The sequence below is a fragment of the Kangiella sp. genome, assembly GCF_014762745.1.
In the GTDB taxonomy this organism is placed as follows: domain Bacteria; phylum Pseudomonadota; class Gammaproteobacteria; order Enterobacterales; family Kangiellaceae; genus Kangiella.
In genome coordinates, this window is record NZ_JABURJ010000015.1 from 45,168 (window position 1) to 61,914 (window position 16,747).

Sequence of the window (16,747 nt, forward strand, 5' to 3'; positions counted from 1 at the left end):
CTCAAACCGTATCCTTGACCGGCGCAGTCCTCAAGTTTTTCAATTCCTGTTCAGCTTTATTTAGCCGGCTCTGACAACGCTTCAGTTTAACTCTCAGCTTAAATACCGCAATAGTCATAGCCAGAACACCCAATACCAAGCCTATTAAGGCTACCCAGAAGATAAGGGTAGAAAGGGCAAGCTCAGACTCAGCAAAAAGATAATCAACCACAATCGGCTGATTATTATTAAGTGCGAAGACGGTGCTCAGGATCAACAGAGCAATGAAGAGTATTATCGCGAAGAGTTGTCGCAAGGTATTCTCCGTTTTGTCAGAAATGCTTATTTAAGAGGTAATTAAGGCTTTATCGGTTTATCCTGGCCATCGTTCACACGCTCACGCAGCTCTTTGCCTGGCTTGAAGTGTGGAACATATTTACCATCTAACTTGACCGACTCACCCGTTTTAGGATTACGGCCTACGCGTGGCGCTCTGTAGTGCAGCGAAAAGCTACCAAAGCCACGGATCTCAATGCGGTCTCCGTCAGCCAGAGATTCCGACATTTGATCTAACATGGATTTCACTACCAGTTCGACATCACGTACTGATAGCTGTGGATTCTTATCCACTAAGCGCTCTATCAATTGCGATTTTGTCATGGGCATTATCCTTACATCGTTAAACCTGATGGTTACAGTATGGTGGATTTTACCTGAAAATGCACCTAACTGTTTTAATTATATGATCTTTTTTACACTTTTTCTAAGCACAAAAAAGCCCGACCTGAGTCGGGCTTGATTTGGATCATGATGCTATAAGCAATCAATACGCGATTATTCGTCGCCTAATTGCTCTTTCAACAAGTCACCCAAGGTCGCTGGAGCAGAAGAATCATTGCTGAATTCTTTGATTGCAGCAGCTTCTTCAGCAGCATCTTTCGCCTTAATAGAAAGGTTCAAGTTACGGTTTTTCTTGTCAACACCCATGAATTTGGCTTCGATTTCGTCACCAACACTCAGGTGTTTGCTAGCATCTTCAACACGATCAGTGCTGATGTCTGAAGCACGCACGTAGCCGTCAATGTTGTCAGCCAATTCAATCAATGCACCTTTCGCATCAACTTCTTTAACCTTACCTTTAACAAGACTACCTTTTGGATGTTCAGAAAGGTACTCAGCTAATGGGTCTGAATCAACCTGCTTGATACCTAGAGAGATACGCTCACGCTCAGCGTCAACGGCTAGAACAACCGCTTCAACTTCGTCGCCTTTCTTGTAGTCACGAACGGCTTCTTCACCTGGAACTGTCCAAGAAATGTCAGACAAGTGAACAAGACCATCGATACCACCGTCAAGACCGATGAAGATACCAAAGTCAGTGATAGACTTAATGCTACCAGATACTTTGTCGCCTTTGTTATGAGTTGCAGCGAATTCGTTCCAAGGATTTGGTACGCATTGCTTGATACCTAGAGAGATACGACGACGCTCTTCGTCGATATCAAGAACCATAACTTCAACTTCATCACCCAAGTTAACCACTTTAGATGGGTGGATGTTTTTGTTAGTCCAGTCCATTTCAGAAACGTGAACCAAACCTTCAACGCCATCTTCGATTTCAACGAAGCAACCGTAATCAGTAAGGTTGGTTACACGACCTTGTAGACGTGCACCTTCTGGGTAACGGTCATTGATATCAACCCATGGATCTGAACCCAATTGCTTGATACCTAGTGATACGCGGTTACGCTCACGGTCAAATTTAAGAACTTTAACGTCGATTTCGTCACCAACCTGAACCACTTCACTTGGGTGCTTAATGCGTTTCCAAGCCATGTCGGTGATGTGTAGCAAGCCATCAATACCGCCCAAGTCAACGAACGCACCGTAATCGGTAAGGTTCTTAACGATACCTTTAAGCTCTGAACCTTCTTCCAGATTCTCAAGAAGCTCTTCACGCTCAGCACTGTTTTCAGACTCGATAACAGCACGACGAGAAACCACTACGTTGTTACGTTTTTGGTCTAGTTTGATAACTTTAAAGTCAAGCTCAACACCTTCAAGGTGTGTTGTATCACGTACTGGACGAACGTCTACCAATGAACCTGGCAAGAACGCACGAATTGATTGAACGTCAACTGTGAAACCACCTTTAACTTTACCAGTGATAACACCTTTAATCGTTTCGTTCGCTTCATGAGCAGCTTCCAAAACACCCCAGGCCGCAAAACGCTTAGCGCGCTCACGTGATAGGCGTGTTTCACCAAAACCATCTTCAACAGCGTCTAAAGCAACTTGTACTTCATCACCGACAGAAACTTCCAGCTCACCCGAATCGCTTAAAAATTGATTACGTGGGATAACACCTTCAGATTTCAAACCAGCGTTTACAACAACTACTTCGTTGTCAATATCAACCACCACACCAGTGATGATTGCACCTGGACGCATTTCTATGTTTGCTAAACTTTCTTCAAAAAGTTGTGCGAAATTTTCGCTCATTCGTTAGTACCTGATATTCTTTGCCGGCAAAAACCGAACAAAGGCTTGTTTAAATCACCACACTATGGTCCTATAGTCATGGGTCAGTTAGTTAAGCCAGCTCAACCATCCTTGCAAGCCAGCGTTTAAAAATTATTCAGAAAATCCTATAAAATCAAGGATTTGCTGAACCACTTCATCAATAGATAATTGTGAGCTATCAATAACAAAAGCACCCTCTGCTGGCACCAGTGGGGCCACAGTTCGAGTGCGATCACGCTCATCTCTATCGATGATGCTTTTTAAAAGGTGCGAAATGTTAGCATCTACGCCCTTTTCGATCAACTGTTTATAGCGTCTTTCTGCCCGTATTTCGGGGCTTGCAGTCAAGAAAATCTTGTAGTCAGCATCGGTAAAAACTACCGTCCCCATGTCACGTCCATCCGCAACTAAACCCGGAGCCTGTCTAAACTGTCGCTGCCTGGTCAATAAAGCTTCTCTGACTTCTGGAATGGCTGCTACCTTTGACGCCATGGCACTCGTTTCATCGAGACGAAGTTTTACGCCTACATACTGACCATTGAGCAGTACCTTTTGCTCACCATCGGGATTCGGCTCAAACACCACATTAAGGTTTAATGCGGCATTGGCTACGGCCTGAGTATTTTCAGGGTCAATGCCCTGCTCGATAACCGAAAGTGCCGTAAGACGGTACAAAGCTCCACTATCCAATAAATGATAGCCGAGCTTTGTTGCAAGAATTTGACTGATGGTGCCTTTTCCGGAGCCGCTTGGCCCGTCAATCGCAATGACAGGCACCTGTTGATTAGTTTCACTCATTTGACAATTACTTAGTCATTTCACGCAGTACGCGAATGAACTTGGCATTTTCTTCTTCAAGACCAATACTGATTCGCAAGTGATTGGGCATTTCATAATTGGCCACGGGACGAACAATCACGCCCTGCTCCAGCATTTGCTGATACAAAGGTCCTGCTGCCTGTTTCATGTCGACTGTAATGAAGTTGGTTACTGAAGGAATATAGTCATAACCAAGCTCGTCAAAAGCGCTGATCAGCTGCTGCATACCGGATTTGTTAACATCCAGGGCTTTTTGCAAGTAAGCGTGATCATCCAGCACAGCTTCTGCTGCTGCCAAGGCTAATGAATTCATATTAAATGGCTGGCGCGGACGGTTGATCAGGCCAGTGATTTCTTCATTGGCAACCGCATAACCAGCACGAACGCCCGCTAAACCGTACGCTTTAGAGAAGGTGCGGGTCACGATCAGGTTCGGATATTCTTTAATCCATGGGATCGTTTGAGGGTATTCTGCATCTTCTACATACTCATAGTAGGCTTCATCCACTACCACGATCACATCTTCCGGAACCTTGTCCATAAAGGCTTTGAGGTCAGTTTTATTGACCCAGGTACCGGTTGGGTTATTAGGGTTAGCGATGAAAATCATACGAGTATTAGGTGTGATTGCCGCAGCTGTCGCTTCAAGGTCATGGCCCCAGTCTTTAGCCGGAATAACCACCTTCTTGGCACCAATAGCCTGGGTCACAATCGGATACACCACAAAGGCGTGCTGCGAGAAGATCACTTCATGCTCAGGCGCAACAAAGACACGAGCAATCAGTTCAAGTACATCGTTAGAACCGTTTCCCAGCGTGATTTGACTGATAGATACGCCCATGCGCTCAGCCAGTTTGGCTTTCAGGTAATAACCGTTGGCATCTGGATAGCGCGCCAGGTCAGCAAACTCCTTCTCCATGGCAGCTTTCGCTTTAGCACTGATACCAATAGGGTTCTCATTACTTGCCAGCTTGACGATATTGGTAATACCCAGCTCTCTCTCCAGCTCAGAAATCGGCTTTCCAGGCTGATATGGGTGCAGTTCCTGAACACCTTTATTGGCCAAAGCGATAAAATCACAACTCATAACTTACTCCAGTCTTTTATACTTTCAATCACGCTTAACACCGCATGCGTGACAGTCGATTCTTCGAAATGGCCGCCATTATCCTTGAAACTCACCAGATTTTCACCCCTTAAGCCTTAAAACATGGCTGCACTAGCTTGCGCTGGATTTTCGTGAATTTAATGGTATATAGTTAGTGCCTTAAAATTACGTATTATTAACAAACCACGGAAGACTCAAAATGAAGTATCTCATTATATTACTTAGTCTTATTCTGATTGGGGTGGGCATTTATTTCGCGACAACCGATAAAGCGCCTGATCCCGCCGAGCAAACCATAACCACTGAGACCGATGTGAACAACAATCAAGACAATCAGTCCCCACAGCCTCCTGTTGCTAAAAAAGTTACTCATGAGATGACCATTCATGGCGATACTCGCGTGGATAACTATTATTGGATGCGTGACGACAGTCGCACCGATCCTGAGATTCTGGCTCATCTTGAAGCAGAGAATGACTATAAAGAAGCCATGCTTGCGGATACCAAGAGTTTGCAAGAAAAACTTTATAACGAAATGGTCAGCCGTTTGGAAAAGGATAAGTCTACGGTTCCTTACCGGCAAGGCGACTACTTCTATTATGTTCGCTTTGAAGAAGACAGCGAATACCCTATTTATGCTCGCAAAAAAGGGTCAATAGATGCAGAAGAAGAGGTTCTGCTTAATGTTAATGAGCTTGCGCAGGGACATGACTACTTTAATGTAGCTGCAACTGAAGTTAGTCCTAACCAGAAACTGTTAGCTTACTCAGATGATAGTATTGGTCGCAGAGTTTACTCCATTCGGTTCAAGGATCTGACCACCGGAGAACTGTTAGCAGATACTATCGAGAACACTGAGGGCGGCGCAGTCTGGGCCAATGATAACCGTCATGTCTTTTACATCAGCAAAGACCCACAGACTCTTCTAGGTTACCAGGTCTATCGCCACAAGCTAGGTACAGAGCAGTCTGAGGATGTTCTGGTTTATGAAGAGGATGATCGCTCATTCTACACCGGCCTTACCAAAACTCTGGATGGTTCTCTGATTAAAGTTGGGCATTACAGTACGGAGACTAAAGGCGAAAGCTTGCTCGACGCTAATGCTCCAGAAAACAGCGAATTCAAACCTTTTTATCCGCTTGAAGAAGGGCATGAGTACTCGACTTATAAATCGGGCGACTACTTTTATGTTCTGACCAATAAGGACGCTAAAAATTTCCGCCTGATGAAAGTTCATCAAGACAAACATGATGATTTTTCTGCTTGGGAAGAAGTCATCCCACATCGTGAAGATACCCAAATTACTGCCGTTATCGCATTTAAGGATTATCTGGCAGTTACTGAGCGCAGCAATGGCTTAACCAGTATTCGTGTCATGGATTTTGCCGATGGTTCTTTCAAATCGGTCAGCTTTGACGATCCTGCATACGCGGCTCGTTTCTCCACCAATAAAAATTTCGACAGCAACACTTTAAGATATGCCTATTCGAGCATGACAACGCCTGACTCCATCTATGACTTTGATATGGTCACTGGAGAAAGCACTCTATTGAAACAGGATAAAGTGTTAGGCGATTTTGACAGCAATGACTATCAGAGCGAGCGCCTCTTCATTGAAGCCAGGGATGGAGCAAAAGTGCCCGTTTCACTGGTTTATCGTAAAGATCAATTCAAAAAGGATGGTACCAACCCGCTCTATCAGTACGGTTATGGCTCCTATGGCGCAACCATGGATGCCAACTTCCGTTCAAACTGGTTATCGCTGGTCGATCGTGGTTTTGTTGTGGCCATTGCTCATATTCGCGGCAGTCAGATGCTTGGACGTCAATGGTATGAAGATGGGAAAATGTTCAATAAAATCAACACATTTAATGATTTTATTGATGTTACCGATGGTTTGGTTAATCAAAAGTATGCAGCCAAGGATAAAGTCTTTATCGCAGGCGGCAGTGCCGGCGGTTTATTGATGGGCACCGTGATTAATATGGCTCCGGAAAAGTATGCAGGTGTCGCTGCGCATGTGCCTTTTGTTGATGTCGTCACCACCATGCTTGATGAGTCAATTCCATTGACCACTAATGAATATGATGAATGGGGCAACCCAAATAACAAAGACTCTTATGAGTACATGCTGTCCTATTCACCTTACGACAACATCAAAGCTCAGGACTATCCGAACATGTTAGTCACTACCGGATTGCATGATTCACAGGTTCAATATTTTGAGCCCATGAAATGGGTAGCAAAGCTTCGTGAATTTAAAACTGACAATAACAAATTGCTATTCCACACCAATATGGAAGCTGGTCATGGCGGTGCATCGGGTCGGTTTAAAAGACTTGAACAAACCGCAATGGAGTATGCGTTCTTTTTAGATTTACTGGGAATTAACGATTAGTAAGAAATGATTTAAGACAATGATTTAGGGCGACTATTCAGTCGCCCTTTTTTGTATGTCAATTGAGCTAAGATTTGCGCTCAAATTCCTTCATGAAGTCAACTAAGGTTTGCACACCTTCCAAAGGCATTGCATTGTAGATACTGGCTCGCATACCACCGAAGTCACGATGCCCTTTTAATGCCAGTAGACCTTGCTCTTTTGCTTGGTGTAAGAAAACCGAATCCAGTTCTGGATTACTTAAGGTAAAGGCCACATTCATCACTGAACGAGAATCTTTTGCGACTGGTGAGTGATAAAAATCTGAAGCATCTATGGCATCATAAAGCAGCTGTGCTTTCTGATGATTGACCTTCTCAATGGCTTCTACACCACCCTGTTCCAATAACCATTCGAATACCAGGCTGGCCAGATAAATACCAAAACTGGGCGGTGTGTTGTACATGGATTTATGCTGTGCCATCAGTGGGTACTGAAATAATGACGGCACTCGGTGGGTCTGCATTTGTTCGAATAAGTCTTCACGCACAATCACCACAGTCATTCCCGATGGGCCAATATTTTTTTGCGCACCGGCATAGATCAAGGCGTACTTTTCGATATCAATCGGACGCGATAAAATATCTGAACACATGTCGCACACAAGCTTCCCAGCAAACGCTTTTGGCTCGGTTTTGAACTGCACGCCGACAATAGTTTCGTTTGAAGTAAAGTGTAGATACTTTCCATTCTCATCCAGTTGCCATTCAGACTCGGGAACAATCGCTAAGCCTTCATTAGTTTGCTGAAAGCCCTGCTGAACATGGATATTGCCGAAGTTTTTCGCTTCCTGAATAGCCTTTTTAGACCAATGAGCCTGCTCAAGATAATTGGCAGTATCATTCGCAGCCAGAAAGTTCATCGGCACCATTGCAAACTGATGGGAAGCACTACCGTGCATGAATAATACGCGGTAGTGGTTGGGGATATTGAGGAGTTTTCTAAAGTCGGCTTCGGTTTGCTCAAGCAGCTCAGTGAATTCAGGCGTTCTATGGCCGAACTCCATTACTGAGCAACCATGACCATTCCAATCTAGCAGTTCTTGTTGCGCCCTTTCGAGCACTTCGGTCGGCATGGCCGCTGGGCCAGCACTAAAATTATAACCACGGTTCATGTCGTAGCCTGTTCTCTAACCTGTTAACAAAACAAAGGAGCAAGCGTTAAAGCTTACTCCTCATCACCTGCTTCGTCAGTCTCACTCTCAGTATGAGCCTCAGACTCGTCCGACTCAGGCGCTTCAGTCACTTCACTATCAAGCTCTTCACCGTCTAGGAGTTCGTCTTCATCATCTTCAATTTCAACGATACGCTGCAAGCCAACCAGAGTTTCACCGTCATCGAGTTTGATCAGACGTACACCCTGGGTGTTACGACCCATCACACGGATGTCATCAACACCGGTTCGAATCAAGGTTCCGCCTTTACTGATCAGCATGACCTCATCACCATCAATAACAGGGACAGCACTGACTACGGCGCCGTTACGCTCACTCATCTGAATAGAGATCACACCCTGGCCACCGCGACCTCGCAATGGATGATCTTCCATTGAGGTACGTTTACCATAACCATTCTCGGTTGCAGTCAATACAGAACCGTTTTCTTCAGCAACGATCATCTGAATAACTTTGGCACCTTCAGGCAATTTCATGCCACGAACACCACGAGCGGTACGACCCATTGGGCGAACATTGGCTTCATCAAAGCGAATCACTTTGCCGGCATCACTGAACATCATGATATGGCTTGATCCATCCGTTTCAACAACACTGATCAATTCGTCATCATCTGCAATAGTCAATGCGATGATACCGTTCGAACGCGGACGTGAGAACTGCTCTAGTGATGTCTTCTTAACCGTGCCATTGGCGGTTGCCATGAATACAAACTTATCTTCGGAGAATTCACGGATTGGTAGAATCGCATTAATGATTTCGCCTTCTTCCAGTGGCAATACATTAACGATTGGTTTACCACGCGAGCCTCGACCAGCGTTTGGTAATTCAAATACTTTGAGCCAATAAACTTTACCAGTTGAAGAGAAACAGAGGATGGTGTCATGGGTTGATGCCACCAGTAATTTTTCGATGAAATCTTCATCTTTCATCTTGGTTGCCGACTTACCGCGACCACCACGACGTTGCGCCTTATATTCTGACAGAGCCTGATACTTCACATAACCTTCGTGTGATAGAGTCACTACCACATCTTCTTCAGTGATCAGATCAGCAATAGTTAAATCGAGTTTGCTTTCCAGAATTTCTGAGCGACGTGCATCACCAAAGTTTTCTTTTACTTCTTCCAGCTCTTCACGGATCACTTCCAGCAATCGGTCAGTGCTCATCAGGATGCGCAATAATTCTTCGATAAGACCTAATAAGTCTTTATATTCACCAAGAATTTTGTCGTGCTCAAGACCTGTTAACTTGTGTAAACGCAAGTCAAGAATTGCTTGCGCCTGCGCTTCAGAAAGCTTGTAGAAACCATCATGGAAGCCAAACTCGGCTGCCAGCTCTTCTGGGCGACAGGCTTCGGTTCCTGCGCGCGCCAACATAGTGCTGACCTGGCCAGGTTCCCAGCTACGATTCATCAACTCTTCTTTGGCTTCTTTTGGCGTTGGTGACTGCTTAATCAGCTCAATCACTTCGTCAATATTGGCCAGCGCAATCGCCAGGCCTTCTAAAACGTGGGCTTTTTCGCGCGCTTTACGCAGTTCAAAAATAGTACGGCGAGTCACCACTTCACGGCGGTGAGTCACAAAGGCATCGATCGCTTCTTTAAGATTAAACAGACGTGGCTGGTTATTATCCAGCGCCACCATATTGATACCGAAAACATTCTGCATTTGCGATTGGGCATACAGGTTATTCAGCACCACCTCTGGTACTTCACCTTTGCGCAACTCAATCACCATACGCATACCATCTTTATCGGACTCATCGCGCAGGCCGGTAATGCCTTCAATTTTTTTCTCTTTGACCAGCTCGGCAATTTTCTCAATCAATCGAGCCTTGTTAACCTGATAAGGAAGCTCGGTGACCACGATGGACTGCTTGCCTGATTTCTCATCAGTTTCCACGTGACTTCGCGCACGCAGATAAATTTTGCCGCGGCCAGTATTGTAGGCATCAATGATCCCCGCTCGGCCATTAATGATCGCAGCGGTTGGGAAGTCGGGGCCTTTGATGTATTCCATCAACTCAGAAATGGTGATATCAGGGTTGTCGATTAAGGCCAGACAGCCATCAATGACTTCGGTCAGGTTGTGTGGCGGAATATTGGTCGCCATACCAACCGCGATACCGGAAGAGCCATTGACTAATAAATTAGGGACACGGGTAGGCAGTACAGTGGGCTCTGACTCAGAACCGTCATAGTTGTCTTCGAAATCAACGGTTTCTTTTTCAAGATCTGCCAGCAGTTGATGGGCCAGCTTATCCATGCGAACTTCGGTATAACGCATCGCAGCCGCAGAGTCGCCGTCAATCGAACCAAAGTTACCCTGACCATCAACCAGCATGTAGCGTAAGGAGAACGGCTGAGCCATACGCACAATCGTGTCGTAGACCGCGGTATCACCATGGGGGTGATATTTACCGATAACGTCACCAACCACACGCGCGGATTTTTTATAAGGCTTGTTGTAGTCGTTTCCAAGCACGTTCATGGCGTATAAAACACGGCGGTGAACCGGTTTCAAACCATCGCGGACATCCGGTAAAGCACGTCCGACGATAACACTCATTGCATAATCAAGATAGGAAGTTTTCAGTTCGTCTTCAATATTGATCGGGAGGATCTCTTTGGCAAGTTCACCCATTGTAAAAACCCTTTAAAATCTGATAGTTATAATTAATTATCACAAACAGTATGGTTTATGTTTTTAAGCGCAAAATTGTAACACAACGCCCTCTTTCAAGCTAATTTTATTCCATTAAATATCCAGCTATAAGCCCCGTCCTGACAGGATTTTGACGCGCTTTTCACTCTGACTGAAACAAACTGACTAAAAGGTGAGCTTTTAGCTCTTGTTAGGTATAATCCTGAACCCTAAGTCATTGAATTATTGAAGAGCTGGCTGTGAGTCAAACTGTTGAACAAATAATAAGCGCCAAATGGGTCATCCCGGTGAGCAAGGACGGTAAAAAGTCGGATAAGGTCCTTAATGACTATTCCGTGGTGATTGACAAGGGACGCATTCTGGAGCTGCTCCCAACCTCGGATGTGCTCGCTAAATACGATACCGACCAGCACTTTCAGCTGACCGATCATGCGTTGATACCTGGCCTGGTCAATATTCATACCCATGCTGCCATGAGCCTGTTCAAAGGGCTGGCGGATGATCTGCCTTTAATGATCTGGCTGGAAAACCATATCTGGCCAGCAGAGCGCGAATGGGTCAGTGACGAATTTTGTGAAGATGGCTTACAGCTGGCGATTGCCGAAATGATTCGCTGCGGTACTACCACATTCAATGACATGTATTTTCAGCCAAACATGACCGCCAAGGTAGCCCATAAACTGGGAATGCGCGCCACCGTGGGCATGCTGATGTTTGACTTCCCGTCGGTCTGGGGTAATGGCCCCGAGGATTATCTCAAAAAGGGTTTGCAACTGCGCGATGATTATAAACATCATGAGATGATCCAGTTTGCTTTCGCGCCACACGCACCCTACACGGTTTCCGATGAACCGCTGAAAAAAATTGCCACCTTAAGTAACGAATTGGGAATTCCGGTGCACATGCATGTCCACGAGACGGCTCATGAGGTTAAGGAAGCCCTGAAAGCCACTGGTAAGCGGCCTATCAAGCGCTTGCAGGAACTTGGTTTGATAACGCCAAACATGATAGCGGTGCACATGACCCAGCTACAACGCGGCGAAATGGAGCTATTAGCGCAAAATGGCGTTTCGGTTGCCCACTGCCCTCAATCGAACATGAAACTGGCCAGCGGCATCTGCCCAGTTCAAGAGCTGATGACCGCAGGGGTCAATATAGCGATAGGTACTGATGGCAACGCCAGCAACAATGACCTCAATATGCTGGCGGAGATGAAATCAGCCGCCCTTCTCGGGAAAGTCTTTACCGGCTCAGCCCAAGCCTGTTCGGCCCATGATATTTTACATGCTGCAACCTATGGCGGTGCCAAAGCATTGGGGCAGGAAGACATTGTTGGCTCAATCGAAGTTGGCAAGGCTGCTGACTTGACCGCCATCAACCTCAACACCATCGAATCGCAACCTGTCTATGACCCAGTCTCACAAATCGTTTATACTGCTGGCCGTGAACAGGTCAGCCATGTCTGGATTAATGGCGCGATTAAACTTAATAACCAGCAGCTGGTCGGAATCGATACTGATGAAGTGATTAATCGAGCCAACCACTGGAAGAACGCAATTCAAGGTCAAGCCAAGTCATGAGTAATACAACTGAAAAGCAAGCCAACGTCGATCAGCACGAAATCAACAAATTCGAACAGATGGCTTCCCGTTGGTGGGATAAGGAAGGCGACTTTAAACCACTGCATGATATCAACCCATTGCGCTTACAGTTTATTCTGGATAACGCCAACGGCTTGCAAGGCAAAAAGGTTTTAGACATTGGCTGTGGTGGTGGCATTTTAACTGAAGCGATGGCCAAAGAAGGTGCGAAGGTTACTGGTATCGACATGGGCGAGATGCCACTTGAAGTTGCTAAGCTACACATGCTTGAATCCCGACTTGAAATTGACTATCAGAAAATCACCGCAGAAGAGTTCGCCGAACAGCATGCAGGCGAATATGACGTGGTGACCTGTCTGGAAATGCTGGAGCATGTTCCCGATCCATCGTCGATTATTAAAGCCTGTCGCAAGCTGGTAAAGGCCGATGGCCATGTCTTTTTCTCCACCATCAATCGTAATCCAAAGAGCTTCCTGTTCGCCATAGTTGGTGCAGAGTATCTGCTACAAATGCTACCGAAAGGCACCCATGACTTTAAAAAGTTTATTCGTCCATCAGAGCTTGAAGCCTGGAGTCGTCCAGCCGGATTACCATTCCAGAGCATCATTGGTATGCACTACAATCCGCTGACCAAAAAGTACTGGTTAAGTGATAATGTGGATGTGAACTATCTGGTTCACACCCAACCTGAATAAACTAACTTTGTTTCAAGTAATAAATCGAGAACACTGATGCTTAAAAATCTTCGCGCTGTTTTTTTCGATCTGGATGGCACCCTGCTAGACACTGCGCCCGATATGGCGCTGGCTCTGAATATTCAGCGCGAAGCTCATGGCAAAGAACCCTTACCCTTTTCAGAGATTCGTCCCTATGTTTCCCATGGCGCAGCAGCCATGTTGCGAATTGGCTTTGGACTGGAACCTGGCCATAAAGACTTTGACGAATTTCGTAAGCAGTACCTCAATATTTACGCTGACAATATTGCCGTCCATACTGAGCTTTTTATTGGCTTGCAAGAACTACTCGAAAACCTGAACAAAAACAATATCGCCTGGGGAATCGCAACTAACAAACCTGAGTTTTTAACCCTTCCTTTGCTCGAAGCTTTGAATCTAAGTGACGCATGCAGTGCATTGGTTTGTGGTGATACCGTTAAGCCAACCAAACCACATCCCAATCCTCTTTTTTCAGCAGCGAAACAGGCAGGCGTCAAACCGGTTCAGTCAGTTTATGTGGGTGACGCCTGGCGCGACATTGCTGCGGGCCGCGCTGCAGGTATGAAAACGGTGGTCGCTGAATACGGTTATATTCAGCCGGAAGATAATATTTCTGAGTGGGAAGCGGATGTTATTGCAAAAGAATCAACTGACTTAAATCAGCTACTGCTTAATCGTTAACGCTGGGCTTGGCAACTTTAAAAATATCCATATCGATATAGCCTTTGCGCAATAACGGTTCAATGTCGCTGGCCGACTTTGGTTTACTGAAAAGATAGCCCTGCCCCAGATCACAATTATACTTTTGCAATAAACGACACTGTTCAATGGTTTCAATGCCTTCAACCAGAGAAACCAGCTTAAAACTCTCAGCCAGACGAATAATATTTTTTATAACCAGCTGATTATCTTTAACCGCTTGCTCAGAAGCCTGCTTTAAGCCTTGAATAAAAGTCTGATCAATCTTAACCAGATCAACTGGAAGACTCGCCAGATAGCTGATTGACGAATAACCCGTACCAAAGTCATCAAGACTAATTCCGATTCCCAGATCAGACAATTGACGAAGAGTTTGTACCGAGTGCTCCATATTGGCCATGGCCGCACTCTCAGTAATTTCTATATCCAGCAAGGTGCTATCAACCTGATATTTTTGCAGTGAACTTCGGATATCAGCTTCAAAGCCTTCGCGCTGAATATCTCGCGCCGACAAGTTAACCGCAATACGAGTATTTAAGCCCTTTTCAGACCAGTCTTTAATTTGCTTAACCGCATTATCGACCACCCAGCTAGTCAGCTTATAAATCAGGCTATTGGCTTCAGCGATATTAACGATGGTTTGCGGTGAAACGTATCCATTTTGCGGATGATTCCAACGCAGTAAGGCCTCCACAGATTCAATAACGCCCGTTCTTAAACAGACCTTTGGCTGATAGAACAATTCGAGCGCCTCTTCATCAATGGCCTGCACCAGCTCGCGCTCAAGATTAATTCGATAACGAATACTTTCGCTATCCTGCGGCTGAAAGAAGGTATATTGAGTGCTCAGATTTTTGACTCGCCCTACTGCAACCTCAGCTCTACTCAATAAATCTTCTGCGTTATCAGCATCTTCCGGGTAGCGAGCAATACCGGCGCGCAGGGAAACCTTCAGATCCAGATCGCCAATACGGATAATATTGTCGAAAGAGTTTAAAATTCTTTCCACTAACTGTGAAACCTCAAAAGGGTTCTGCTCGGTTAACACTACCGCAAACTCGTCATTACCCGAGCGTGCAATAAGGTCGAACTCATCCAGGTTCTCACGGATAGTACGCGCCACGTAATGCAACACCTGATCGCCAACCCAATGTCCCATGGCATTGTTGATGCTATTGAGCTGGACAATATCAAAATAGACTAAAGTAATTGATGAAGGACCATTCTTGGATTTTTTAATTTGGCGCTCAATCTGTTGGCGCAGGAAATTACGATTTGGTAGCTCAGTTAAAGAATCATAATTTGAGATTTTATAAATTGACTGTTCTGCACTTTTCTTATGGCTGATGTCTCTGAAATTACTGATGATACCATTGACCACTGGATCATCGAGCAGGTTAATTAAGGTATTTTCAACCCAGATCATATCGCCATCTTTTTTCAGCAACCTATAATCCGGAATTCGATATATTTGATTGGGATGCGCCATGACCCAGTGCCATGCCTTTCTAACCAGCTCCACATCGCTGGGGAAGATAAAGTCGATACCGGTTTTGCTAGTAACATCCTCAGCCCTGTATCCTAATAGCTTTTCTACGCTTTTCGACAAGAATTGGACTCTGCCCTTTTCGTCATAAAGAACAATGCCATCAAAAGCATTTTCCACCAGAGCTCGGTAATACTCTTCCTTGTTAATCAACTCACGCTCCATGGTTTTACGGTGAGTGATATCGCTAATAGTTCCGACCTCAATCAGCGGAGCACCCTGCTCGGTGCGCTTAACGATTTTGCAATGATTTTTTAACCAGACCCAGTCGCCCTTGGCATTCTTAAAACGCCCCTCAGACTTAATCACTTCATCGGAACGGCTATTCCTGATTTTGTCTCCACGGACTTCCAGAATAGGCAGATCGTTCGGATGAATGATATCCAACACCGAGCTCCATTTATCAAATCGGTTCTCATCATAACCAAGATAACGAGCAAAACGATCAGCGCCATCAATAATGGAATCTTTCTCAAAATCGTAGACATAAATGACGTCAGGAGAAGTGTTGATAATATCCTGCATGAAGCGTTTTGAAGTATCCAGCTCTTTGATCACTTGCTGACGTTTGGAAACATCGCGGGCAACAGCAATAATGTTGTCATCACTTAACAGGCCAACCTTAACTTCCACAGGAAAGACGCTGCCATCTTTACGCTGATGCTTACATTCGACCACAACCGGCTCACCCGGACGCAGACTTCTGTAAAAATCAATGCCACTATTTCGATTTTGGCCACTCTCGATATCAATATCTTTAACCCGCATCTGCAACAGTTCTTCTCGCGAATAGCCAAGCGACAAAACTGCCTGCTGATTAACATCCAGGAATCGACCTGACTGATCATGAATAAAAATGCTGTCACTGGCCTGCTCCATCAGATTGCGGTAAAAGATTTCTTTATCGCGCAGTTTCTTTTCATCAAACTTGAGTTTTTCAATGGTCAGGTGCAGCTTCTCTTTTGACTGGTGTTGCTTAATCAGATAGGCCGTCATGGAAGCAACTGTTTCGACATAACGCGCATCTTCTTCAGTGAAAAAAGCCTTATCTGGATGCTCCATATCAATCACCCCAATCAGCTCGTCAGCTAATAAAATAGGGACACAAAGTTCGGAGTAATTCTTTTGCAGATCCTGAACGAAAATCTTACTTTGGTCGGTATCATCCACTCTTACTGTCTGCTTAATTTCAGCGGTATGACCAATGATTCCCGAGCCGAGTTTTACAGGCTTGAGTTTAAAAGACTCTTTTCCGCTATCACCCTGCTTGCGATAGGAGTAACAGATGAGATCCTGATGACTGGGTTCGTAAAGGAATAAGGCGCAATCAAAACTGTTTAGCTCGGAATAGATATGATCGACAATGCTGTCAAGCATGCCCTGTAAGTCATTGACTTTAGCAATGCTTACTGCAAGTTGTTGAATTGATTTTAGATGATTGGTTTTAATCGACTCAAATTCCATACCTTACCCTCATCA

Annotated in this window: 12 protein-coding genes; 4 read left to right on the plus strand and 8 right to left on the minus strand. The window is 45.1% G+C overall.

Annotated features, from left to right (window positions below; genetic code table 11):
• Window position 1 precedes the first annotated feature (1 nt).
• The 5 genes from HUJ19_RS00485 to hisC form a co-directional block, all read right to left on the minus strand.
• Window positions 2-295, minus strand: coding sequence for a LapA family protein (locus tag HUJ19_RS00485; RefSeq protein ID WP_290621613.1), 294 nt, complete (start codon window positions 293-295; stop codon window positions 2-4).
• Between the two features lie 41 nt (window positions 296-336).
• Window positions 337-639 (minus strand): integration host factor subunit beta, encoded by a 303-nt coding sequence (ihfB, locus tag HUJ19_RS00490; RefSeq protein ID WP_290621614.1) that lies wholly within the window; start codon window positions 637-639, stop codon window positions 337-339.
• Window positions 640-813: 174 nt separating this feature from the next.
• Window positions 814-2,481, minus strand: coding sequence for a 30S ribosomal protein S1 (rpsA, locus tag HUJ19_RS00495; RefSeq protein ID WP_290621615.1), 1,668 nt, complete (start codon window positions 2,479-2,481; stop codon window positions 814-816).
• Window positions 2,482-2,613: 132 nt separating this feature from the next.
• Window positions 2,614-3,300 (minus strand): (d)CMP kinase, encoded by a 687-nt coding sequence (gene cmk / locus HUJ19_RS00500; protein WP_290621616.1) that lies wholly within the window; start codon window positions 3,298-3,300, stop codon window positions 2,614-2,616.
• A 7-nt stretch (window positions 3,301-3,307) separates the two neighbouring features.
• Entirely contained in the window at window positions 3,308-4,408 is a 1,101-nt protein-coding gene (gene hisC, locus HUJ19_RS00505; protein ID WP_290621617.1) for a histidinol-phosphate transaminase, read from the minus strand.
• 220 nt (window positions 4,409-4,628) lie between these two features.
• Between hisC and HUJ19_RS00510 the strand changes: the two genes are divergently transcribed.
• Window positions 4,629-6,827: a S9 family peptidase gene (locus tag HUJ19_RS00510; RefSeq protein ID WP_290621618.1), complete on the plus strand. Its 2,199-nt coding sequence runs from the start codon at window positions 4,629-4,631 to the stop codon at window positions 6,825-6,827.
• 67 nt (window positions 6,828-6,894) lie between these two features.
• Here HUJ19_RS00510 and serC read toward each other — a convergent pair whose 3' ends face one another.
• Entirely contained in the window at window positions 6,895-7,980 is a 1,086-nt protein-coding gene (gene serC, locus HUJ19_RS00515; RefSeq protein ID WP_290621619.1) for a 3-phosphoserine/phosphohydroxythreonine transaminase, read from the minus strand.
• 53 nt (window positions 7,981-8,033) lie between these two features.
• On the minus strand, window positions 8,034-10,685 hold the full coding sequence (gene gyrA, locus HUJ19_RS00520) for a DNA gyrase subunit A (protein WP_290621620.1): 2,652 nt from the start codon (window positions 10,683-10,685) through the stop codon (window positions 8,034-8,036).
• A 260-nt stretch (window positions 10,686-10,945) separates the two neighbouring features.
• On the opposite strand from gyrA, the gene HUJ19_RS00525 reads away from it, so the two are divergent.
• Genes HUJ19_RS00525 through HUJ19_RS00535 form a run of 3 tightly spaced genes read left to right on the plus strand, consistent with a single transcriptional unit; the run spans window position 10,946 to window position 13,704 of the window.
• Window positions 10,946-12,286, plus strand: coding sequence for a TRZ/ATZ family hydrolase (locus tag HUJ19_RS00525; protein WP_290621621.1), 1,341 nt, complete (start codon window positions 10,946-10,948; stop codon window positions 12,284-12,286).
• A complete protein-coding gene (ubiG, locus tag HUJ19_RS00530) occupies window positions 12,283-13,002 on the plus strand; it encodes a bifunctional 2-polyprenyl-6-hydroxyphenol methylase/3-demethylubiquinol 3-O-methyltransferase UbiG (protein WP_290621622.1) in 720 nt (239 codons plus the stop codon). Before HUJ19_RS00525 ends, ubiG begins: the two co-directional genes overlap by 4 nt.
• A gap of 36 nt (window positions 13,003-13,038) precedes the next feature.
• Window positions 13,039-13,704 carry an HAD-IA family hydrolase gene (locus tag HUJ19_RS00535; RefSeq protein WP_290621623.1) on the plus strand — a complete coding sequence of 222 codons (666 nt, stop codon included), beginning with the start codon at window positions 13,039-13,041 and terminating at the stop codon, window positions 13,702-13,704.
• On the opposite strand, the gene HUJ19_RS00540 is transcribed toward HUJ19_RS00535, so the two are convergent.
• On the minus strand, window positions 13,694-16,732 hold the full coding sequence (locus tag HUJ19_RS00540; protein ID WP_290621624.1) for an EAL domain-containing protein: 3,039 nt from the start codon (window positions 16,730-16,732) through the stop codon (window positions 13,694-13,696). The genes HUJ19_RS00535 and HUJ19_RS00540 overlap by 11 nt on opposite strands.
• Window positions 16,733-16,747: the final 15 nt, after the last annotated feature.